The sequence below is a fragment of the Marinobacterium arenosum genome (assembly GCF_019795155.1).
GTDB classification, from domain to species: Bacteria; Pseudomonadota; Gammaproteobacteria; order Pseudomonadales; family Balneatricaceae; genus Marinobacterium_C; species Marinobacterium_C arenosum.
In genome coordinates, this window is record NZ_JAILYN010000030.1 from 14,452 (window position 1) to 34,517 (window position 20,066).

The following is a 20,066-nucleotide window of genomic DNA, read 5'->3' on the forward strand; positions in this document are numbered from 1 at the left end:
CAAGCGGGCCAGACCCGGTTAGCCGCCAGCGGCTATCAGGCTGATCGCCAGCCGAATCCGGCCAGGCTGATCTCATCCAGGGCCAGGCTGCCGTCCGGCTGCTGAAGCTGGCAGCACTCCAGCAGCGCGGCCCGCTCGGCTTCGTCCAGCTGACCATCAGCCAGCAAGCGTTGCAACAGCGTCAGTTGCTGCTGCAGCCGTGGCTGCAGTTCCGGCTCGGTTTGCCAGAGTTCATAGGTTTCCAGTGCCAATACCGGCGCGCTCAGCTGCGCCAGATAACCGTGCCACTGCTGCAGCAGTGCTTCCGTCTGCTGACCGAGCAGCGTAACGACCGGTTGTCGCAACCGGTCGAGCCGCGCCAGCATCTGCTCCCGTTCAGCCCAGAGCAACGGATAGCCTTCCGGTGCCTCGCTGGTCGGCTGCAGATGCAGATCCTGGGGCCGAAACGGCAACAGCCAGAACAATGGAATCCTACTATTGGCCGCGCAGAGCGTTTCCGCCTCGTTCGGCAGCTGGCTGTCGAGCCGGCGGGCCAGCCCCATCATCAGTACGCGTATTCCGAGCATCTCTACCTCAAGGCAATTGACTGATCTTGTAACCCCGTTCGCTGAGCATCTGCAGCAACCCACCGGCACCGACCAGGTGGCCGATGCCGACCAGCACCATCTCCACCGGTGCATCCTCCAACAACTGCTCGATCTGCGGCAGCCAGTGCCGGTTACGGTCGGTCAGCAGCTGGCGGTGGATATCGGGATACTGCTCGCGCATCTCGTCGATCACCAGGTGCTGCAACCGCTGCAGGTCGCCCTGGCGCCAGGCGGCGACCAGAGCCGGCATCTGTTGGCCAACCTGGGCCACATCGTTCAGCGTACGGTCGATAAACTCGGCTTCCCGGCCCTCGCCCAGCGAGCTGATAAAGTACAGGTGCTGATCGACCGATTCCAGTCCGCCAAGCGGCTTGCCCTGCTGGCGGGCCCGCTGGTAGTAAATCATATCCGCGCCCTGATGCTGAATGCCCAGCCGCTGCAGTTCCAGCTGCAACAGCATCAGCATCACCCCGGCTGGCTTCATGGCCAGAGCCCGTTCATAGGAAGCACCGTAGTGTTCCAGCCGCCGCCTCAGCCGCTGTTGTAATTTTTCCGGTAGATACTGGTCCAGTTGCTCACCCGGCGGATAGTACAACGACTGCATCAGTCGCTGCTGAGTGGCCTGACTTTGCAGCAGGCCCAGGTCGGTTTCCAGGTAGACCCGTTCCGATTGCCGGTAGGCCCGGTCGAACGCCGCCGGCAACGGCAGGTCGCTCGCCGACAGCAGATGAACGGTACCGGCCAGGTACAGTTTGTTCTCCGCCCGCTCCACCAGCCAGACCGGGCTGTCGGCCAGAACCGCGCCACTGCCAAGCAACAGTAACAATCCAATCCAACAGCGACGCACCATACCAACTACCCCAACTACCATGTCCGACCTCCTGGTCATTGCCGGGGCATTGAAACGGCCAGCGGTTAACATTAAACGCTGGCCGAGCCCCTCCGAAAACCGCTTTCCCTCACTATTAGCAACGATCCACTCTAATGGCAAAAACGCTCAGCCCGGCATCAGCCCTGCATCAGCCCGATGCGGCCTGCGCCAGATCAACAGCGATAACGGTAGCAACCGGTTGAAAGATCGGGATAATTGTCTTGCCGTTCGCTTTTCAGTAAGGTCACTGAAACGCCAGCCGCCCGCCTGTAAGGAGCCAGCGAGGATGCACAGCCTCTCCCCCAGCGACCTGAACATACTGTTAGTCGAGCCGTCGGCGATGCAGCGCAAGCTAATCACGCAACAGCTGCAGCAGGAGTCCGTGGTGGCGATCGACCAGGTCACCGGCAGGCAGCAGGCACTCGAGCGGATCCGGGCGGTGCGGCCGGACCTGGTGATCAGCGCGCTGCACTATGCCGACGGCTCGGCGGTCGAGCTGCTGCAGCAGATCCGCAGCGACGCCGAGCTGGAACAGCTGCCGTTCATGCTGGTATCCAGCGAAACCCGCCGCGAACAACTGGAAAGCTTCAAGCAGTCCGGCGTGGTGGCAATTTTGCCCAAGCCATTCACCCGCGCCCACCTCGGCAAAGCGATCAACGCCACCCTCGACCTGCTCAGCCATGAAGAGTTGGAGCTGGAACTGTACGATGCCGAATCGGTGCGGGTACTGGTCGTCGATGACAGCCGGATGGCCCGCAAGGTGATCATCAAGGTACTGAACAACCTCGGCATCCATCGTATCCGCGAAGCGGTGGACGGCGCCGATGCGTTGCAGCAATTGGAACAAAACACCTTCGATCTGGTGATCACCGACTACAACATGCCGCAGGTTAACGGCCTGGAACTGACCGAGCAGATCCGCCAATCCGACAACTTTAACCACCTGCCGATCATGATGGTTTCATCGGAGGCCAACGACGCCCACCTCTGCCACGTCTCCCAGGCCGGCGTGGACGCCATCACCGATAAGCCGTTCGAACCGGAGCTGGTCAAGCAACTACTGGCACGGCTGCTGGACGACGACAGCTAAGCCGCAAACGGGAACAGTCGATAGCAGTGGCATCAGCTGGCTGTTTCCTGTACAATTTCCTGTTTTCCGCAGGCACGTGCGCCCGATAGGGCTACACCCAAGCGGCCCGCCCGGGCCCGCCGCACCAATGACTCTACAGGTACCTTTATTTAATGTCCGAATCCGTCGACACCCCTCTCAGCTTCTCTGCGCTGGGACTGGCTGATCCACTGCTCAAAGCACTGCAAGAGATCGGTTACGAAACCCCCACACCGATCCAGAACGCCAGTATCCCGCACCTGCTGGAAGGGCGTGACCTGCTCGGCATGGCACAAACCGGCACCGGCAAAACCGCCGCCTTCGCGCTGCCGCTGCTGTGCCGTATCGATCCGACACAGAACCAGCCGCAGCTGCTGGTACTGGCGCCGACCCGCGAACTGGCAATCCAGGTAGCGGAAGCGTTCCAGACCTACACCCGCCACATGAAGGGCGTACATATCCTGCCGATCTACGGCGGCCAGTCCTACGACACCCAGTTACGCCAGCTCAAGCGCGGCGTACAGGTGGTGGTCGGCACCCCGGGCCGGGTAATGGACCACATGCGACGCGGCAGCCTGAAGCTGGACAGCCTGCGGGCACTGGTGCTGGACGAAGCCGATGAAATGCTGCGCATGGGCTTTATCGACGACGTCAACTGGGTACTGGAACACACCCCGGCGGACCGCCAGATCGCACTGTTCTCCGCCACTATGCCGCGCGAGATCCAGAAGGTGGCACAGACCCACCTGAACGATCCGGCCGAGATCAAGATCAAAGCCCAGACCGCCACCGCGACCACCATCCGCCAGCGCTACTGGCAGGTCAGCGGACTGCACAAGATGGATGCGCTGACCCGCATTTTGGAGATGCAGGCATTCGAGGCGATGATCATCTTCGTGCGCACCAAGTCGGCCACCGAAGAGGTTGCCGAGAAGCTGTCAGCGCGCGGCTTCGCCGCCGAAGCGCTGAATGGCGACATGTCGCAGCAGCAGCGTGAACGCACGATCACCCGGCTGAAGAAGGGCCAGACCGACATCCTGGTGGCCACCGACGTGGTTGCCCGCGGCCTGGACGTGGAACGGATCAGCCACGTGCTGAACTACGATATCCCGTACGACACCGAATCCTATATCCACCGGATCGGCCGCACCGGTCGTGCCGGTCGCGAAGGTGAAGCGATCCTGTTCGTCGGTTACCGCGAGCAGCGGATGCTGCGCGCCATCGAGCGAGCCACCCGCCAGCCGATCGAGCGGATGCAGTTGCCGTCCACCGACGATATCAACGAACAGCGGGTACAGCGCTTCAAGGACCGGATCAGCGAAACCCTGGATAACATCGAACTGGAGTTCTACCAGCAGCTGCTGGCCGACTACCAGAAAGAGCACGATTGCGATCCGATCCGCATGGCTGCGGCATTGGCAGCACTGGCTCAGGGCGACAGCCCGCTGCTGCTGACAGAACCCGAGCGACCGAAGCGCGAACGCACCGAGCGCACCGACCGTGGCGAACGCGGCGAACGTCGCGAACGCGCACCACGTAAGCCGCGACCGGAAGACAGCCGGCCGCGTCCGCTGAAGGACAACCCGGAAGTGGTGATGGAGCGCTACAGTGTTGCCGTCGGCTACGAGCACGGCGTCAAGCCGGGCAACCTGGTCGGCGCGATCGCCAACGAGGCCAACCTGGAATCGAAGTTCATCGGCCATATCGAGATCTACGACCGCCAGTCGACCATCGACCTGCCGGCCGGCATGCCGCAGGAAACCCTGCAAATGCTGCAGAAGATCCGGGTTTGCGGTCAGCGACTGCATCTGCAGGCATTGAATACCAACGATGGCCAACGACCGGCAGCTGCACGTAAACCGAAAGGCGGCCGCAGCAAGCGCCCGGCCGGCAAGTAACCGTTCAGCGAAAATGCCTGCGGGCGGGCGTCAGGCGCGTAGCGGATAGCCATTCAGCCACAGCGTCAACGCCCGCTCGGGCACCCTCAGGAAGGGGCAGACACCCCCTTCCCTGACCGGCCCGCCAAACAGCAGCGACAGCCGCGCCCGCTGGCCTCGCGACCAATCATCACCGTAAACCGGACAGATACAGGCCGGCGGTTCCGCCATATTCAGCTCATCGCAGAGCCACAGCACCACCGAACGCCCCTCGATCTCGATCTCCAACGCCAGTTCGCGAAACAGGTACACTTCCGGATCGCCCGGTAGCACGCCGAAGCCGACGGTATCCTCGAAATGCCAACTCAGCACCGGAAACCGGTGTATGCCGTAACCCACCTCCAGCCGCCTGACTTTCAGCCGGCGCCGGTCGAAGGCATTGAGCAATCGGACAACGGGACGCCCCGTCTGATATGTGAGATAGGCACATGCCTGCATTTACCACCTCCCGCTCACAGGAGAAAAGCTAGGACTTAAAGGATGCGGCACTGGCGACCCGACACCCCGCATTCAGGGGATATGGGCGCTTTGTCAGGTTTCTATAAGCCTAGCGTGGAACGCAGATAACGAGAAATGATTGGCAAAGCCGTAGTGGCGCAGTCTGCCTGGATGCAGCGGCACGAGGCGGGCTAGCAGATCAACAGGGCAGAATTAGCAGGGCAGAATTAACAGCTTGGAGTTAACGGTGGTGCTAACGGAGAGAGCGCAGGAGGCAGCCAAACAGGCGGCGGCCTTCGAACAAGAAGGCGCCGCCCGGCAGGCTCAGTCGCCGCGATAGATGCGCGGGATACGACCGGTCAGGCAGGTCATCAGGGTATAGGGGATGGTGTCGCACCAGGGCGCCACCTCGTTGATCGACAGGTTCGCCCCCCAGAACTCGACGGTGCTGCCAAGCCCCGCCTGCGGCAGGTCGGTCAGGTCCACGGTCAGCATATCCATCGATACCCGGCCGATAATCCGGCTGCGCTGGCCGTCGATCAGCACCGGGGTGCCGTTCTTGGCGTGGCGCGGGAAACCGTCGCCGTAGCCCATCGCCACGGTACCAACCCGGCTCGGCTGGTCGGCGGTCCAGGTGCAGGCGTAACCGACACTCTCGCCCGGCTCGATTTCACGTACCGCGATCACCTCGGACAGCAGGGTCATCGCCGGCTGCAATTTGTCAGCCTCCACCTGCGGCTGGCCGAACGGCGAGGCGCCGTACAGCATCAGCCCCGGCCGCATCAGGTCCTGACGGGCCTGCGGCCAGCCCAGCGTGGCCGGCGAGTTGGCCAGGCTGACTGGTGCATCCAGCCCTTCAGTCGCCTGCCGGAAACGCTCGATCTGCACACGGGTGAAATCGTTATCCAGCTCATCGGCGCAGGCGAAGTGCGACATCAGCACCACTTCAGCCACCTGCGGCAGTGCCTTCAGCCGACGGAAGGCATCGGCATAATGTTCCGGCGCCACACCCAGACGGTGCATACCGGAATCCATCTTCAGCCAGACATGCAGTCCGGCAGACTCGGGCAGCGCGGCGATCTGGTCGATCTGATGCTCGCTGTGCAGCGCTGTCCAGAAATTCTGTTCGACGATGATCGGCAATTCATCCGGCTGGAAAAAGCCTTCCAGCAACAGGATCGGCCGTGTGATACCGGCCTCGCGCAGGGCGATCGCCTCCTCGATGCAGGCTACACCGAAAGCCGGCACCTCCGGTTCCAGAGCAGCCGCAACGCGGGTGGCGCCGTGCCCGTAGGCATCGGCCTTGACGATGGCCACAGCCTGGCTTTGCGGCGACTGCGCACAGGCCAGCCGGTAGTTGGCGCGAATAGCATCCAGATCAATCAGAGCACGTGCTTGACGACTCATCGGGTTCCTCCTGCAGTACCACGAAACCGGCGAAGTGCAGTGTGCACAGCGCCGGTTGCCAACCGTCTTAGTCGACAGTCACCATGATCGCTTCAATTTCGATATCCACCGCCTTCGGCAGCTGCTTGACCGCGTACGCGGCACGGGCCGGGTACGGCTCGGCGAAGTAGCGCGCCATCACTTCGTTAACGGTAGCGAAGTTTTCCAGGTCGGACAGCAGGATGGTGACCTTGACGAAGTCGTTCAGGCTGCCGCCTGCCGCTTCCGCAATCGCCTTCAGGTTTTCGAATACCTGCACCGCCTGGGCTTCGAAACCACCGTCAACCACTTCCATGGTTTCCGGGTTCAGCGGGATCTGGCCGGAGATGTAAACGGTCTGGCCAACCTTTACCGCCTGCGAGTAGGTGCCGATAGCGGAGGGCGCTTTGTCAGTGTTGATGATGCTTCTGTTCATGGAAAATTCCTTGATAACTATTGTTTTGTAAGGATCACTACAACCCGGTGCAGGAGGATGTCAGGTTGAACTCGCTGACTATCCACAATTAGCAGGATAATTCAAACGAAAAAAAGCAGGGGTACCGGAGTACCCCGCGAAAACCATCCAATGAGATTGGCTGAACGGATGGGTGAACAAAAACAATCCTGCACCGCCGGGCCACCGACCCGGCTGTAAAAGAGGGATCAGCGGGCGTAACGTTCGACGCCCAGGCCTTCACTGTCGATCTCCGGCGTGCGGCCGTTGATCACATCGTTCAGGTAGCGGGCCGAGCCGACCGACATGGTCCAGCCCAGGGTGCCGTGGCCAGTGTTCAAAAACAGGCTCTTGTACTTGGTCTTACCCAGTACCGGCGTGCCGTCCGGGGTCATCGGCCGCAGGCCGGTCCAGAACTCGGCCTTGCTCAGGTCGCCACCGCCACCGAACAGGTCGCTGACCACGAAGTCGGCATTGGCGCGGCGCTTCTCCGGCAGGCTCAGGTCGTAGCCGGTGATCTCGGCGGTACCGCCGACCCGGATACGGTCGTCGAAGCGGGTCACCGCCACCTTGTAGGTTTCATCCATCACGGTGGAAACCGGTGCGCGGCTCTCGTCGATCAGCGGCAGGGTCAGCGAGTAGCCCTTGATCGGGTAGACCGGTACCTTGATACCGATCTGCGCCAGCAGCATCGGGCTGTAGCTGCCCAGCGCCACCACGTAGCGGTCGGCGGTCAGCTTACCGGCACTGGTCTGCACGCCGCTGATATCACCGGCTTCCAGATCCAGGCCATCGATGCTGGTGTTGTACTTGAACTCCACGCCCAGCTTGGCGCACTCGTCGGCCAGTGCCAGGGTGAACTTGTAGCAGTCGCCGGTTTCATCGCCCGGCAGCCGCAGGCCGCCGACGATCTTGTGCTTGACGTGGGCCAGCGCCGGTTCGCGTTCGGCACAGCCGTTGGCATCCAGCACTTCGAACGGAACGCCGGCTTCCTTCAGGATCGCCTGATCAGCCAGCGAGCCATCCAGCTGCTTCTGGGTACGGAACACCTGCAGGGTACCCTGCTCGCGGTGTTCGTAAGGGATGCTGATATCCTGACGCAGCTCGCGCAGGCAATCGCGGCTGTATTCGGCGATGCGCACCATGCGCGCCTTGTTGATCTGGTAGGCGGCCTCGGTGCAGTTGGCCAGCATCTGCATCATCCACTTGTACATGGTGCCGTCCAGCTTCGGCTGGATCGCCAGCGGCGCCAGATCCTGCATCAGCCATTTGACCGCCTTGACCGGCACGCCCGGTGCCGCCCACGGAGAGGAGTAGCCCGGCGAGATCTGGCCGGCATTGGCATAGCTTGTCTCAAGCGCCGGACCCGGTTGACGGTCAACGACGGTGACCTGATGGCCCTCCTTCGCCAGATACCACGCACTGGTAATACCTACGACACCACTTCCGAGAACAAGAACGCGCATAGCACTCACCTTTGATTATTTTTTGTTCAGTGACGAGATTTATCGCTATTCTAGGATAAGATATACAGTGAATCTCACTGAAGTTCATGTAGTATTAGGACGATTAGCTGGCAAAGATGTAAAAACAGGATTTCCTATGGTTTCGCGTAACAATTCATCAAAACCCCGTCGCTTCGACCGTATCGATCGCAATATTCTGCGCATCCTGCAGCGTGAGGGACGGATCTCCTACACCGAGTTGGCCGACCGGGTCGGGCTGTCGACCACCCCCTGCATGGAGCGGGTCAAGCGGCTGGAGAAGGAGGGGGTGATTCAGGGTTACCACGCCCGGATCGACCCGGCCGCGCTGGACTACAGCATGCTGGTGTTCGTCGAGATCTCGCTCTCCTACCAGTCACCGGACGCCTTCGAGCGCTTCAGCCAGGCGGTGGCCGAGCTGCCCTATATCCTGGAGTGCCACCTGGTATCGGGCGACACCGACTACCTGATCAAGGCGCGGATCAGCGATATGTCGGAGTATCGCCAGCTACTGGGCGATATGCTGTTGAACCTGCCGGGGGTGAAAAATTCGAAGAGCTATATAGTGATGGAAGAGGTCAAGGAGACCAGCGAACTGCCGGTACCCAATCAGAGTTGAGCGGCGGCGCCCTCCTCGCCCGACGCCACCTGCAGCAGCCAGTCGGCCACCAGACGGGCCGGTGCACTGGCGAGGGTGCCTTCGGGGATCAACAGATAATAGGTGCAGTCGGCCGCCACCGGCGGCAGCGGCGCCACCAGCCGGCCCGACGCCAGCGCCTCACGGACCACCGCGCCCCGGGCCAGCGCGATCCCCAACCCGGCGGCGGCCGCCTCGATCGCCATGTCGACCCGGTTGAAGCTGTGGCCGCAGCTGCTGTCCACCGCCGACAGGCCACTCTGATCCAACCAACGCCGCCACTCGGCATCCTTGGGTGCGCCGGGCCAGGGCATGGCATCGTGCAGCAGCGCCGCCTGCCGCCAACTCTGCGGATCCCGCCAGTCGGTATGGGGCATATAGTCCGGTGCCATCACCGGCAACAGGGTTTCCGGCAACAGCAGGTGGCTCTCGAAACCGGGGTAATGACCGTCGCGACCGTAATCGATCGCCAGGTCGAAATCGCCACCGGCAATGTCCAGCAGTGCCGCATCGGCAAAGGTCTCGACCCGGATATCGGGCCAGCGGCTGTGAAAGGCCTGCAGCCGCGGTATCAGCCATTTGAAGACGAACGACGGGATCGCCTTCAGCCGTACCGCCGCCTCGGCGGTCTGCCGCTGTATCCGTTCCACCGCCAATGACAGCGATTCCAGCGAGCGCCGGGTCACCCCCAGCAGCTCCTCTCCAGCCGGGGTCAGCGCGATCGCCCGCACCCGGCGCTCGAACAGCGCCACGCCGAGCTGCTCCTCCAGCTTGCGTATCTGCTGACTGACCGCACCGGTGGTCACGCAGAGTTCGCGGGCCGCTTCAGAAAAACTCAACAACCGCCCCGCCGCTTCGAAGGTACGTAGCGCGGCCAAAGTCTGTGCTTTAATGGTAATCGCCATGTAATTAAAGGCCTCCGGGCAGTTTCAGCGGGTACTTTGATCATACGCCAAGCAGACAGGCCAAGCCTATAGTTTAGCTACACTAAACCATCCTTAAATATCTATCGTTTGTCAGGGTTCACCCGGGCGGGCGACACTGCAGGCTACATTCAACCGTCAGACGGAGAGCGCGATGCCCGCCCTGCTGCTCAGCGAACAACAGATAGAAAACCTGCGTAGCGGTACTCCGCTGCTCTGGCTGAATCCCGCCTATGGTGACCGCGCCAGCGCACCGGCTCGGCCGGAGGTCGAGCAGATGCTGGCCGCCGAACAACGGCTGGCCCGCTTCGCGCCGCTGCTGGCGCAGCTTTTTCCAGAACTGGCCGCCAACCAGGGGCTGATCGAATCGCCGCTGCTGACAGCGCCGATACTGCACCAGACGGTCAATCCGCTGGGCGGCCGCACGTTGATCAAAGCCGACCACGCGTTGCCGGTGGCCGGTTCGATCAAGGCCCGTGGCGGCATCCATGAAGTGCTCTGCTTCGCCGAACAACTGGCGCTGGAACACAAGCTGCTCAGCGGCACCGATGACGATTACCGCAAGCTTCGGCAGGAAGATGCGCGGCAGCTGTTCAGCCGCTATGAAGTGGCGGTCGGCAGTACCGGCAACCTGGGCCTCAGTATCGGCATCATCGGCGCGGCGCTGGGCTTTCGCGCCACCGTACATATGTCGATCGACGCCAAGCAGTGGAAAAAAGAGCGGCTGCGCAAGCGCGGTGTCCAGGTCGTCGAGCACGATGCCGATTACGGTGCTGCGGTGGCCGCCGGCCGCGCCCAGTCCGATGCCGATCCGTACAGTTACTTTGTCGACGACGAAAACTCACCGCGGTTGTTCATGGGCTATGCGGTAGCGGCGCTACGGCTCAAGCAGCAGCTGGCCGAACAACAGATCCCGGTGGATGCCGACCATCCGCTATTCGTCTACCTGCCGGCTGGTGTCGGCGGCGCCCCCGGCGGCATCACCTTCGGGCTGAAGGCACTGTTTGGCGAGCATGTGCACTGCTTCTTCGCCGAACCGGTACAGGCGCCCTGCATGCTGCTGGGGATGGCCGGTGCGCCCGGCAGTGAACCGCTGCCGGTCTATGACTTCGGTCTGCAGATCGATACCGACGCCGATGGCCTGGCGGTCGGCACCGCCTCACAGTGGGTCTGCGACACGGTTCGCGACCAGCTATCCGGCGTCTATACGGCAACCGACGACAGCCTCTACCGACAACTGTTGCTGCTGAAGCAACTGGAGTCGATCGAGGTCGAGCCCTCCGCCGCTATCGGTTGCCTCGGCCCTGCTATGCTGAACACAACCGCCGGACAGCAGTATATAGCCCACCATCAGCTGGCCGACCGACTGTCGCAATGCAGTCATCTGATCTGGACAACAGGCGGCTCTTTCGTTCCCGATAGCGAATATCAGGGGTATTTGCAAAAAGCCATTGAAAAATCCAATTCAAAATTATCGTAAGAAACGATATTGTTCACTATACGAAACTTGTTGATTGGGAAGAAACACCAGGAAACATGATTTCGACCCGCTTCTGGGCCCCCACAAGGGGCCGCAGGGCACTTATAAAAATAACAAGGGGAGGTATCCTTAATGGAAGCAATCAGCTCATTTATTGGCAGCGTCAACAGCATCGTCTGGGGCGTGCCAATGCTCGTTCTCATCCTCGGTGTAGGCCTCTTCATGAGCCTGGGCCTGAAACTGATGCCGATTCTCAAGCTCGGCACCGGCTTCAGCCTGCTCTGGAAAGGCCGTAGTGCAAAATCCGGCGAAGAGGGCGATGGTGAGATCCCGCCGTATCAGGCATTGATGACCGCACTGTCCGCAACCGTCGGTACAGGTAATATCGCAGGCGTTGCCACCGCCGTATTCCTCGGCGGCCCGGGCGCACTGTTCTGGATGTGGCTGACCGCGCTGGTCGGAATGGCCACCAAGTACTCCGAAGCCGTTCTGGCGGTGAAGTACCGTGAAGTTGATGAAAACGGCAACCACGTTGGTGGCCCGATGTACTACATCAAGAACGGTATGGGTAAAAACTGGGCCTGGCTGGGTACCGCATTCGCGATCTTCGGCGCTATCGCCGGGTTTGGCATCGGTAACACCGTGCAGTCCAACTCCATCGCCCAGGTGGTGGAAAGCAACTTCGGTATCTCTACCGCCGTTACCGGCATCGTAGCCGCGGTACTGGTCGGCGCCGTACTGATCGGCGGTATCAAACGTATCGGTTCTGTCGCCGGCGCCCTAGTACCGTTCATGGCGATCGCCTACATCATCGCCGGCCTGGTGGCATTGAGCATCAACGCCGCCGAGATTCCGCATGCGATCAGCCTGATCTTCACCAGCGCCTTCACCGGTCACGCCGCCGAAGGTGGTTTCGCCGGCGCTGCGGTATGGGCGGCGATCCGCTTTGGTGTGGCCCGCGGTATCTTCTCAAATGAAGCCGGCCTGGGTTCTGCGCCGATCGCACACGCTGCGGCTCAGACCAAAAAACCGGTTCGCCAGGGCCTGGTTGCCATGCTGGGTACCTTCATCGATACCATCCTGGTCTGCTCCATCACCGGCCTGGTGATCATCACCTCCGGCATCTGGACCAGCGGTGAATCCGGTGCAGCGCTGACTTCTGCGGCCTTCGCCGACGCTCTGCCGGGCGTAGGCAATTACCTGGTAGCAATCTCGCTGGCCATCTTCGCCTTCACCACCATCATCGGCTGGTCGTTCTACGGCGAAAAATGCGTCGAGTTCCTGTTCGGTGTTAAAGCGATCGTGCCGTACCGCGTGCTGTGGATCCTGGCGATTCCGCTGGGCGCAACCCTGAGCCTGGACTTCGTCTGGCTGGTGGCCGATACGCTGAACGCCATGATGGCGATCCCGAACCTGATCGCGATCCTGGTGCTGAGCCCGGTAGTCTTCAAGCTGACCCGCGAATACTTCGCCAGTCAGGCTGGCGGCCAGGTGGCACCCGACAGCAAATAAGCCTGTCAGGCGCTAACCTCGCTATACCCAAAGCCCCGCAACCGCGGGGCTTTTTCTTTTCGATGTCTTTTCGATACTTCGCCGGGCGTTTATTGCCGCCCTCGCCCTCTGTAGCTCACGCCTCCGATAACTCCAGACTGCTTACCGCTTGCAGCTTGCCACTTGGCGCTCCCCCCTCCCCTTTCAGCCTGGTTTCAGACAGCGGAACTAACCTGAAATTGACAGCGCAAGATACCCCTCGATGCAACAGAGTCCCTGCGTATTGTCAGATCCCCTTCGCCGCTCGCCTGGAGCGGCGTTTTTTATTTTCTGTTGAGAATTGCCGGGCATGCAAAGCATCGCGCCGCACCCGCCACCAACTGTCCTAGCGACGTTTCACCGGTCAGATGACGACTGCAAGGTTGTTCGACAGCCAGACACGCCGACAGGTTTATCCCGCCCCGCCGGGGCCCTTATAATGCGCGCCTGGATTCTGTGGATTTGGATATGCAACGACTCGATATGCTGCTGGTCGAACGCGGCCTGGTGCAATCACGCACCCATGCCCAGCGGCTGATCAAAGGCGGCAAGGTAATGATCAAGCAGGGCGGCCAGTGGCAGCCGGTCAACAAACCGGGGCTGAAGCTGGCGCCGGATGTCGAGCTGCAGCTGGAAGCCGACGAGGCGGACCGCTTCGTGTCACGCGGCGCCTTGAAGCTGGCAGGCGCCCTGCAGCGTACCGGGCTGGATCCCACAGGCATGACGGCACTGGATATCGGCCAGTCGACCGGCGGCTTCAGCGACTGCCTGCTGCAGGCCGGCGTTGCCTTGGTGGTCGGCGTCGAGGTCGGCCACGACCAGTTGGCCGAACGATTGCGCCAGGATCCGCGGGTGGTCTGCTACGAGGGGGTCAACGGTCGCGACCTGCCCCACCAGCAGCTGCTCGAACACACCGGCGATGGCCGGGGATACGACCTGGCGGTGATGGATGTCTCCTTTATCTCGCAGACCAAGATCCTGCCCAGCCTGGCCCCGCTGTTACGGCCAGGCGGTCAGTTGATCTGCCTGGTGAAGCCGCAATTCGAGGTCGGCAAAGCCGGAATCGGCCGCGGCGGCATCGTGCGCGACAGCAGTCTCTACGCCGACGTTGAGCAGCGTATCCGCGACTGCTACCGGCAGCAGGGGCTGCGGGTCAAAGATTACTTCGAAAGCCCGATCAAGGGCGGTGACGGCAACCGCGAGTTTCTGATCTGGGCCGAACGACCGGCGGTATAACGGGCTGTTAGAGTTTCAGCCGGGCATCCTTCAACCACCACAGGTGATCGGCGATCCGCTTGGCCTGCTCCTCGGTCAGCTGCTCGAATATCGGCATTTCCGGCTTGGCGGGGTCGCCGTACAGGATCAGCGTGACCACCTGCTCCTTGGTCAGCCGGGTCAGTACATTGGGCGGAATCCCCTCCAGAAACTGGCCGGTACCCTGCTCCTTGTGACAGCTGGCACAGTGCTGGTGGAACAGCGCCTTGCCCGACAGAGCCGATTGCGACGCGACCTCCGCCACCTCCGCCTTTTCTTCACCACATCCGGCCAGTAGCGATGCCGCCAGCATCAGGCCGACTCCCCGGTACCTTGCTGCCATATGCTTTCCTCATCCTGAATTCACCCGTCCGACCGGCCAACGATCCCGCCGGCCATTGATCCTTCAGTGTAGAGCACTCAGGGTGACTGGAAAGATTATCGAGCGCATCAACTGACATAAAGCGGCAACGGTTTGATATGTGTCAGCGGGCAGTGACAGGAATATAACAGGCATAAAAAAACAGCCCCCCGCGCAAGGCGGAGGGCTGTCGTCGTCTTTTGCAGCGGGTTGAGCCCGCCAGGCTTTACCGATCGAAGATCAGTAATCGAACTTGGAAGCGGAGTAGATCTTGAACGCCGCTTCCCAGACTTCACCGACTTCACCGTTACCGACCGGCTGGCCGTCCAGCTTGGTGACCGGCGCGATCTCCTTGGAGGAGCTGGTGATCCAGATCTCGTCGGCGTTGCGTACTTCGTCCATGGTGACGGTACGCTCCTCCACCTGGATGGAACCGTCGGCTTTCAGGCTGTCGATGATGATCCGGCGGGTGATACCCGGCAGGATCTGGTTATCCTGGATCGGCGTGATCACCACACCATCCTTGACGATGAAGGCGTTGCAGGAGCTGCCTTCGGTCAGCTCGCCGTTGCCGTTGTACAGCAGGATTTCGTTGTTGCCTGCCGCGTGGCCCTGCTGGTAGTGCATAACGTTGCCCAGCAGCGCGGTGGATTTGATGTTGCAGCGCTTCCAGCGCAGGTCTTCGGTGCTGGACACGGAGAACTGAGTAACCTTGGTACGGTCAGCCGGCTCCGGGTTCTTGATCGCGAAGGCGAACGCGAAGATGGTCGGCTCGACGTTTTCCGGGTAAGCGTGGAAACGCTTGGTGTCGGCACCACGGGATACGTGTACGTAAACGCCCAGGTTTTCACCTACGTCGGCGTTCTTGGCCACCAGTTCGTCCATCAGCTCACGCCACTGGTCAACTGTCTTGTTGCAGTTGATCTCCAGCGCCGCCAAGCCATCGATCATGCGGTTCATATGCGGCACGAAACCGACCGGCTTGGCTCCGTAGTAGGGAACCACTTCGTAGATACCGTCGCCGAACAGGAAACCACGGTCCAGCGGAGAGATACGGGCTTCGGCCAGGGGCACGTAGGAACCGTTCAGATATGCGATGCTCATATAAACCAACCTCTCACTCGTCTTTCTATTATTTAGTTTTACTGTCAGCCCGCTTGGGTGGACTGTCTCCGAACAACGACGGAAACACCCCCTGCCCCATGGATAAGAGCCGGACGGATGGATCACGGCAGTTTCTGAAAAAAGAATTTTCTTTGCAAGGCCACCATCAACAAAATAATATTTTTATAAATTACGCAAAATTACAGGATATTTTCCCGCCCAAAAAAACCAAACAGGAAAATCGCCTTCACCCAAAAGTTTAGCCGCCGATGACAATCTCGCGGGCGCTCTCCGCCAGCAACTTCGGCAGCATGCGATCATCCTCCAGCCGCCAGCCGCAGCAGAAGGTCAACTCCGGCGGCTCATCGCCGATCGACAAGCGCACCAGCGTTCCCGCCGCCAGCCGATCGCGTACCAGCGGTTCCGGCAACAGCGCGGCACCGGTACCCTGTTCGGCCAGGGCCAGCAGATTGGCCACCGAACTGCAGGTATGCAGCACCGGTCCTTCGTCGCCCAGCGTCTCGAACAGCTGCTTCAGATAGCGCCAGGGGCGGGTGTTGCGCGGAAAGCTCAGGATCGGCAAGCGTGCCAGCGATGCGACATCACGGATCTGTTCGCCACCCAGCAATGCCGGCGCCACCACCCAGTATTGCGGATAGCTGCACAGCGGTTCGGTCACCAGCTCCGGGATATGCTGCTGCTCGGCGACCATCAGCGCCAGGTCGAGCTGGTGATCGCGCAATTGGCGGATCAGCGTCGGCGTGACGTCACAGGTCAACTCGAACGCCATCAGCGGATGCTGGTCGCGCCAGTGCTGCAACAACTTGGTCAGCCACAGGTAGGCCAGGGTGTCGGCCACGCCGATCCGCAGACAGCCGCGTTCCGGCGCGCCCTCCTGCAACTGCGCCTTCATCTCCTGGCTGATGGCGATCAGCTTCTCCGCGTAGGGCAGCAGCTGGGTGCCCCGTGCGGTCAGCCGGGTGCCACTCTTGTCGCGCAGGAACAGCTGCACACCGAGCTCGTCCTCCAGCGCCGCAATCCGGGCGGAGATCGCCGGCTGGGTCGCATGCAGCTGTTGGGCAGCGGCATGGAAACTGCCCAGCCGGGCGACTTTGACGAAGGTGTTCAGGTTACGAAGGCGCATAGGCTCAGGCTCTCAGTTTCGAAACCCTGCCAGAGTACGCTAATAGGGCCTGTTAACACTAATCTCGATAGCCGCGGCCATCGGATTCGGCGTTAGCAACCGTTAAGCGAAGCCGATGATCCGGCGCAGCTCCAGCAGGATGCTCTCGCCCTCGTTCACCGGCAGACCATCTTCGGTCAGCTCGTTGAGGCGGGTCACGCCGTCGACGCTGCCCAGCTCCGACAGGTACTGCAGGATCTCCAGCGGCTTCACCTTGGCCAGCAGATCGGTATCGTTCCATAGGCTGAGGAACGCCATGAGGCCGTAGGCGCCCCAGTTGGAGACGTCGGCGATCAGCAGCTCGTCCACCTGGGTGGCGGAGGCCACGATATCCAGCTCCTTCAGCGCCTCGTAGATGTTGCCCATGCCGATCTCGTTGCCGCCGTCACCGATGGCGATGGTCGGGCACTCGGCCTGGCGTACGAAGCTGTCGAAGCAGGCCGCACGGGCGCTGATGCTCTCACCGCGCATGTTGTAGTAGCCGCCGTCTTCCGCCTGGCCCGGCCGCTCGATCGACACGATCGCCTGCGGCTGGTACTTGGCCAGCGCCTCGGCCGCTTCCTGCTCGCGCTGGTCGTGCGGACCGACGTGGATCTCGTAGACCCGGTAATCGCGCGCCAGCGCCTCGGACATCGGCTTGCCGCAGACGATCACCGGAATAGCGCCCAGCTCCTCCAGCGCCCGGTACAGCGCCAGCGCGCCCACCGGACCGTCGGTTTCGAAGGTATCGACCACCGGGAAACCGGTACCGATCAATACGTGCCCGGTCAGGCCGCGCAACTTCTGCGCCGCCCGCAGGCAATAGCCCGCTTCCAGCGCCGGCTGGACCGTTTTCATACCACGCAGGTTACGCGCCACCAGCGCATCTTCGATCTTCTGGCTCAGCGCCGCTTCATTGACAGTCATGTTTGCAAACTTCTCTGTTGTAATTCTGTGACGTTACACCGCTTTCGGTTCGATCCGCTCGAACTGCTTATGCGCCAGGCAGTGCAGGTTATGGGCATCGTCCTGGGTGATCTCCTCGAAGGACACAGTGCCACCCGGCATCAGCTGGGTCAGCCGGCCGGTATCCAGCGAGATCACCGAACCGATCTTCGGATAACCGCCGATGGTCTGGCGGTCGTTCAGCAATACGATCGGCTGGCCGTCGGCCGGCACCTGGATGGCGCCGTGGCAGATCCCCTCGGACAGGATGCCGTCCATCGACGGCTTGATCTCTGGCCCTTCCAGGCGGAAACCCATCCGGTCGGCCCGGTCGGTCACCTTGTATTCGCTGCTGAAGAAGATCCGCTTCTGCACGTTGCTGAAGGCGTGCTGCTGATAACCGGGGATCACCCGCAGGGTGACATGCTGGCCGTATTCCGGCCGGTGCAGCTCTTCCAGCCGATAGCCCCGGGCGTCCGGCGCCGGCTTGCAGTGCAGGAAGTCGCCCTGCTGCAGGCGGGCACCGTTGAGACCGCCGATCGACTCGCGGGTCACCGTGGCGGCGCTATCGAAACTGTGTTCGACATGGAAACCGCCGCTGACCGCCAGGTAGGCCCGGGCGCCATTGGTGGCGAAACCGACCTCGATGCGATCGCCGGCGCGCACCTTATGGCTGTGCCAGCGATCCTGCTCGGTACCGTTGATCTTGAACGGCATCTCGGCGCCGGCCAGCGCGATACGGGTGTCGACCTGGGCTTCCAGCACCAGGCCACCGATGCTGACCTCCAGCGCGGTGGCGTCCAGCGGGTTGTCGCACAACCGGTTGGCCCAACGGAACGCCAGCGGGTCCAGCGGCCCGCCGGTGGTCAGGCCGATACGGTGATGGCCGAACCGGCCGGCGTCCTGGATCAGGGTCAGCAGGCCGGGTTGGATGACTTTGAAACCGTTCATAGTTCACCTCCCAGTTCCAGGTACGTCTCGCGGCTGATCGGTTCGAAGCGGACCCGGTCACCCACCTGCACCGGCATGGTCGGATCGGCAGCCGGGTTGAACATCCGGGTCGGGCACAGCCCGATCAGGTTCCAGCCGCCCGGCGACACCGCCGGGTACACCGCGGTCTGGCGATCGGCGATTGCCACGGCGCCGCGCGGTACCTTCTGGCGCGGCGTGGACAAGCGGGGGGCGGCAATTCGCTCATCGACCTCGCCCAGGTAGGCGAAGCCCGGTGCGAAACCGATCGCGTAAACCCGGTACTCCATACCGCTGTGGATTTCGATCACCTCGTCGACGCTGAGCCCGGCACGTTCGGCCAGCGCGGCCAGATCCGGTCCGGACTCGGTGCTGTACCAGGCCGGCAGGGTGACCAGCCGGCCCTCGCCCTGCTCGGCGCTATCCAACTGCTGCAACGCCGTGCGCAGCCGGCGGCGGATCTCCAGGTGGTCACAGGCCAGCAGGTCGTAGATCACCAGCAGCGAGGCGTACGACGGCACCAGGTCGATCAGCACGTCGGCCAGCTCGGTCTCCAGCACCTTGACCGCCTGCTGCACCTGGGCGGAGATGCGCGGATCGGTGCGCTCGCCGAAATAGATGATCAGGGCGTTTTCGCCGGCGACTTCTATTCTCATCGGGTCAACAGCTCCCGGATCTCCTGGATCGCATTCACCCCTTCGATGTTGTCGCCATGCACGCAGAGGGTGTCGACCTGCAGCGGCAGCACCTTGCCACTGATGGTGGTGACGGTGCCCTGCTCGGCCAGCTGCTTGACCTGGGCCAGCATCTTGTCGCGGCTGTGCACCGCCCCTTCGCGGGTCCGGGCCAGCAGGCGGCCATCGTCGTCGTAACAACGGTCGGCGAACGCCTCGAACCAGAGGTTGAGACCGAAACCGGCCGCTTCGGCGCGGTGCTTCTCGGCATCCGGCGTGGCCTGCAGCATCAGGATGATCGGCCGGTGGTAGCTGGCGATCGCTTCCATGATGGTGCGGCGGATCTCGTCGTTGGCCATCATGTCGTTGTACATCGCGCCGTGCGGCTTGACGTACTCCAGCTGCAGCTGCTGGGAGGCGGCCATACCGTCCATCGCCGACACCTGGTAGAGCAGCATCGCTTTCAGCTCTTCGGCACTGGCCTTGACATGGCGGCGGCCGAAGCCGACTAGGTCCGGATAGCCCGGGTGGGCACCGATGGTGACGCCGTTGCGTTTGGCCAGCATCAGCGTGCGCAGCATCACCAGCGGATCGCCGGCATGGAAACCGCAGGCAATGTTGGCCTGGTCGATATGCGGCATCACCGCCTCGTCCATCCCCATGGTCCAGGAGCCGAAGCTCTCACCCAGGTCGCAATTCAATTTCAGGGTCATTTGACGTACT

20 protein-coding genes are annotated in these 20,066 nt (G+C 61.9%); 6 read left to right on the plus strand and 14 right to left on the minus strand.

Annotated features, from left to right (window positions below; all coding sequences use genetic code 11):
* Positions 1–35 precede the first annotated feature (35 nt).
* Together K6T12_RS13855 and K6T12_RS13860 are read right to left on the minus strand one after the other, a co-directional pair.
* A complete protein-coding gene (locus tag K6T12_RS13855; protein ID WP_222223466.1) occupies positions 36–566 on the minus strand; it encodes a hypothetical protein in 531 nt (176 codons plus the stop codon).
* 7 nt (positions 567–573) lie between these two features.
* Positions 574–1,458: a TraB/GumN family protein gene (locus K6T12_RS13860; protein ID WP_222223467.1), complete on the minus strand. Its 885-nt coding sequence runs from the start codon at positions 1,456–1,458 to the stop codon at positions 574–576.
* A 286-nt stretch (positions 1,459–1,744) separates the two neighbouring features.
* On the opposite strand from K6T12_RS13860, the gene K6T12_RS13865 reads away from it, so the two are divergent.
* Together K6T12_RS13865 and K6T12_RS13870 are read left to right on the plus strand one after the other, a co-directional pair.
* Positions 1,745–2,548: a response regulator gene (locus tag K6T12_RS13865; protein ID WP_222223468.1), complete on the plus strand. Its 804-nt coding sequence runs from the start codon at positions 1,745–1,747 to the stop codon at positions 2,546–2,548.
* A gap of 152 nt (positions 2,549–2,700) precedes the next feature.
* Positions 2,701–4,464 (plus strand): DEAD/DEAH box helicase, encoded by a 1,764-nt coding sequence (locus K6T12_RS13870; RefSeq protein ID WP_222223469.1) that lies wholly within the window; start codon positions 2,701–2,703, stop codon positions 4,462–4,464.
* Positions 4,465–4,494: 30 nt separating this feature from the next.
* On the opposite strand, the gene K6T12_RS13875 is transcribed toward K6T12_RS13870, so the two are convergent.
* The 4 genes from K6T12_RS13875 to K6T12_RS13890 form a co-directional block, all read right to left on the minus strand.
* Positions 4,495–4,842, minus strand: coding sequence for a hypothetical protein (locus K6T12_RS13875; RefSeq protein ID WP_222223470.1), 348 nt, complete (start codon positions 4,840–4,842; stop codon positions 4,495–4,497).
* A gap of 423 nt (positions 4,843–5,265) precedes the next feature.
* Complete coding sequence (gene alr / locus K6T12_RS13880; protein ID WP_222223471.1) at positions 5,266–6,348, minus strand: alanine racemase; 1,083 nt, start codon at positions 6,346–6,348, stop codon at positions 5,266–5,268.
* Positions 6,349–6,415: 67 nt separating this feature from the next.
* The gene (locus K6T12_RS13885; RefSeq protein WP_222223472.1) at positions 6,416–6,802 is read right to left on the minus strand and encodes a RidA family protein; all 387 of its coding nucleotides are present in this window, start codon (positions 6,800–6,802) and stop codon (positions 6,416–6,418) included.
* A gap of 227 nt (positions 6,803–7,029) precedes the next feature.
* Complete coding sequence (locus tag K6T12_RS13890; protein WP_222223473.1) at positions 7,030–8,286, minus strand: D-amino acid dehydrogenase; 1,257 nt, start codon at positions 8,284–8,286, stop codon at positions 7,030–7,032.
* 136 nt (positions 8,287–8,422) lie between these two features.
* On the opposite strand from K6T12_RS13890, the gene K6T12_RS13895 reads away from it, so the two are divergent.
* Positions 8,423–8,923 carry an Lrp/AsnC ligand binding domain-containing protein gene (locus K6T12_RS13895; protein WP_222223474.1) on the plus strand — a complete coding sequence of 167 codons (501 nt, stop codon included), beginning with the start codon at positions 8,423–8,425 and terminating at the stop codon, positions 8,921–8,923.
* On the opposite strand, the gene K6T12_RS13900 is transcribed toward K6T12_RS13895, so the two are convergent.
* Positions 8,914–9,846: a LysR substrate-binding domain-containing protein gene (locus tag K6T12_RS13900; protein WP_222223475.1), complete on the minus strand. Its 933-nt coding sequence runs from the start codon at positions 9,844–9,846 to the stop codon at positions 8,914–8,916. The genes K6T12_RS13895 and K6T12_RS13900 overlap by 10 nt on opposite strands.
* Before the next feature lie 172 nt (positions 9,847–10,018).
* Between K6T12_RS13900 and K6T12_RS13905 the strand changes: the two genes are divergently transcribed.
* The 3 genes from K6T12_RS13905 (at position 10,019) to K6T12_RS13915 (ending at position 14,110) form a co-directional block, all read left to right on the plus strand.
* Entirely contained in the window at positions 10,019–11,344 is a 1,326-nt protein-coding gene (locus K6T12_RS13905; protein ID WP_222223476.1) for a D-serine ammonia-lyase, read from the plus strand.
* A gap of 132 nt (positions 11,345–11,476) precedes the next feature.
* Positions 11,477–12,856, plus strand: a complete 1,380-nt coding sequence (locus K6T12_RS13910; protein ID WP_222223477.1) for an alanine/glycine:cation symporter family protein — start codon at positions 11,477–11,479, stop codon at positions 12,854–12,856.
* 486 nt (positions 12,857–13,342) lie between these two features.
* Positions 13,343–14,110 carry a TlyA family RNA methyltransferase gene (locus K6T12_RS13915; RefSeq protein ID WP_222223478.1) on the plus strand — a complete coding sequence of 256 codons (768 nt, stop codon included), beginning with the start codon at positions 13,343–13,345 and terminating at the stop codon, positions 14,108–14,110.
* Positions 14,111–14,117: 7 nt separating this feature from the next.
* Here the strand turns inward: K6T12_RS13915 and K6T12_RS13920 are convergent, their stop codons facing one another.
* The 7 genes from K6T12_RS13920 to K6T12_RS13950 all read right to left on the minus strand — a co-directional run bounded on the left by K6T12_RS13920 (position 14,118) and on the right by K6T12_RS13950 (position 20,056).
* Positions 14,118–14,471, minus strand: a complete 354-nt coding sequence (locus tag K6T12_RS13920) for a c-type cytochrome (RefSeq protein WP_222223479.1) — start codon at positions 14,469–14,471, stop codon at positions 14,118–14,120.
* 258 nt (positions 14,472–14,729) lie between these two features.
* Positions 14,730–15,593 carry an aminotransferase class IV gene (locus K6T12_RS13925; RefSeq protein WP_222223480.1) on the minus strand — a complete coding sequence of 288 codons (864 nt, stop codon included), beginning with the start codon at positions 15,591–15,593 and terminating at the stop codon, positions 14,730–14,732.
* Positions 15,594–15,852: 259 nt separating this feature from the next.
* Entirely contained in the window at positions 15,853–16,737 is an 885-nt protein-coding gene (locus K6T12_RS13930) for a LysR family transcriptional regulator (protein WP_222223481.1), read from the minus strand.
* 102 nt (positions 16,738–16,839) lie between these two features.
* The gene (locus K6T12_RS13935; protein ID WP_222223482.1) at positions 16,840–17,682 is read right to left on the minus strand and encodes a DUF4392 domain-containing protein; all 843 of its coding nucleotides are present in this window, start codon (positions 17,680–17,682) and stop codon (positions 16,840–16,842) included.
* A gap of 33 nt (positions 17,683–17,715) precedes the next feature.
* Positions 17,716–18,651 (minus strand): 5-oxoprolinase subunit C family protein, encoded by a 936-nt coding sequence (locus K6T12_RS13940; protein WP_222223483.1) that lies wholly within the window; start codon positions 18,649–18,651, stop codon positions 17,716–17,718.
* The gene (pxpB, locus tag K6T12_RS13945; RefSeq protein ID WP_222223484.1) at positions 18,648–19,325 is read right to left on the minus strand and encodes a 5-oxoprolinase subunit PxpB; all 678 of its coding nucleotides are present in this window, start codon (positions 19,323–19,325) and stop codon (positions 18,648–18,650) included. The genes K6T12_RS13940 and pxpB overlap by 4 nt, the downstream gene beginning before the upstream one ends.
* Positions 19,322–20,056, minus strand: coding sequence for a 5-oxoprolinase subunit PxpA (locus K6T12_RS13950; RefSeq protein ID WP_222223485.1), 735 nt, complete (start codon positions 20,054–20,056; stop codon positions 19,322–19,324). Before K6T12_RS13950 ends, pxpB begins: the two co-directional genes overlap by 4 nt.
* Positions 20,057–20,066: the final 10 nt, after the last annotated feature.

What these genes read in the sequence shown, in the direction of transcription:
- K6T12_RS13885 (WP_222223472.1), bottom strand. Translation starts at nt 6,802, where the DNA reads ATGAACAGAAGCATCATCAACACTGACAAAGCGCCCTCCGCTATCGGC.
- K6T12_RS13865 (WP_222223468.1), top strand. Translation starts at nt 1,745, where the DNA reads ATGCACAGCCTCTCCCCCAGCGACCTGAACATACTGTTAGTCGAGCCG.
- K6T12_RS13950 (WP_222223485.1), bottom strand. Translation starts at nt 20,056, where the DNA reads ATGACCCTGAAATTGAATTGCGACCTGGGTGAGAGCTTCGGCTCCTGG.
- K6T12_RS13930 (WP_222223481.1), bottom strand. Translation starts at nt 16,737, where the DNA reads ATGCGCCTTCGTAACCTGAACACCTTCGTCAAAGTCGCCCGGCTGGGC.
- K6T12_RS13920 (WP_222223479.1), bottom strand. Translation starts at nt 14,471, where the DNA reads ATGGCAGCAAGGTACCGGGGAGTCGGCCTGATGCTGGCGGCATCGCTA.
- K6T12_RS13915 (WP_222223478.1), top strand. Translation starts at nt 13,343, where the DNA reads ATGCAACGACTCGATATGCTGCTGGTCGAACGCGGCCTGGTGCAATCA.
- K6T12_RS13935 (WP_222223482.1), bottom strand. Translation starts at nt 17,682, where the DNA reads ATGACTGTCAATGAAGCGGCGCTGAGCCAGAAGATCGAAGATGCGCTG.
- K6T12_RS13925 (WP_222223480.1), bottom strand. Translation starts at nt 15,593, where the DNA reads ATGAGCATCGCATATCTGAACGGTTCCTACGTGCCCCTGGCCGAAGCC.
- alr (WP_222223471.1), bottom strand. Translation starts at nt 6,348, where the DNA reads ATGAGTCGTCAAGCACGTGCTCTGATTGATCTGGATGCTATTCGCGCC.
- K6T12_RS13895 (WP_222223474.1), top strand. Translation starts at nt 8,423, where the DNA reads ATGGTTTCGCGTAACAATTCATCAAAACCCCGTCGCTTCGACCGTATC.
- K6T12_RS13860 (WP_222223467.1), bottom strand. Translation starts at nt 1,458, where the DNA reads ATGGTAGTTGGGGTAGTTGGTATGGTGCGTCGCTGTTGGATTGGATTG.
- K6T12_RS13900 (WP_222223475.1), bottom strand. Translation starts at nt 9,846, where the DNA reads ATGGCGATTACCATTAAAGCACAGACTTTGGCCGCGCTACGTACCTTC.
- K6T12_RS13870 (WP_222223469.1), top strand. Translation starts at nt 2,701, where the DNA reads ATGTCCGAATCCGTCGACACCCCTCTCAGCTTCTCTGCGCTGGGACTG.
- K6T12_RS13910 (WP_222223477.1), top strand. Translation starts at nt 11,477, where the DNA reads ATGGAAGCAATCAGCTCATTTATTGGCAGCGTCAACAGCATCGTCTGG.
- K6T12_RS13940 (WP_222223483.1), bottom strand. Translation starts at nt 18,651, where the DNA reads ATGAACGGTTTCAAAGTCATCCAACCCGGCCTGCTGACCCTGATCCAG.
- K6T12_RS13905 (WP_222223476.1), top strand. Translation starts at nt 10,019, where the DNA reads ATGCCCGCCCTGCTGCTCAGCGAACAACAGATAGAAAACCTGCGTAGC.
- K6T12_RS13855 (WP_222223466.1), bottom strand. Translation starts at nt 566, where the DNA reads ATGCTCGGAATACGCGTACTGATGATGGGGCTGGCCCGCCGGCTCGAC.
- K6T12_RS13890 (WP_222223473.1), bottom strand. Translation starts at nt 8,286, where the DNA reads ATGCGCGTTCTTGTTCTCGGAAGTGGTGTCGTAGGTATTACCAGTGCG.
- pxpB (WP_222223484.1), bottom strand. Translation starts at nt 19,325, where the DNA reads ATGAGAATAGAAGTCGCCGGCGAAAACGCCCTGATCATCTATTTCGGC.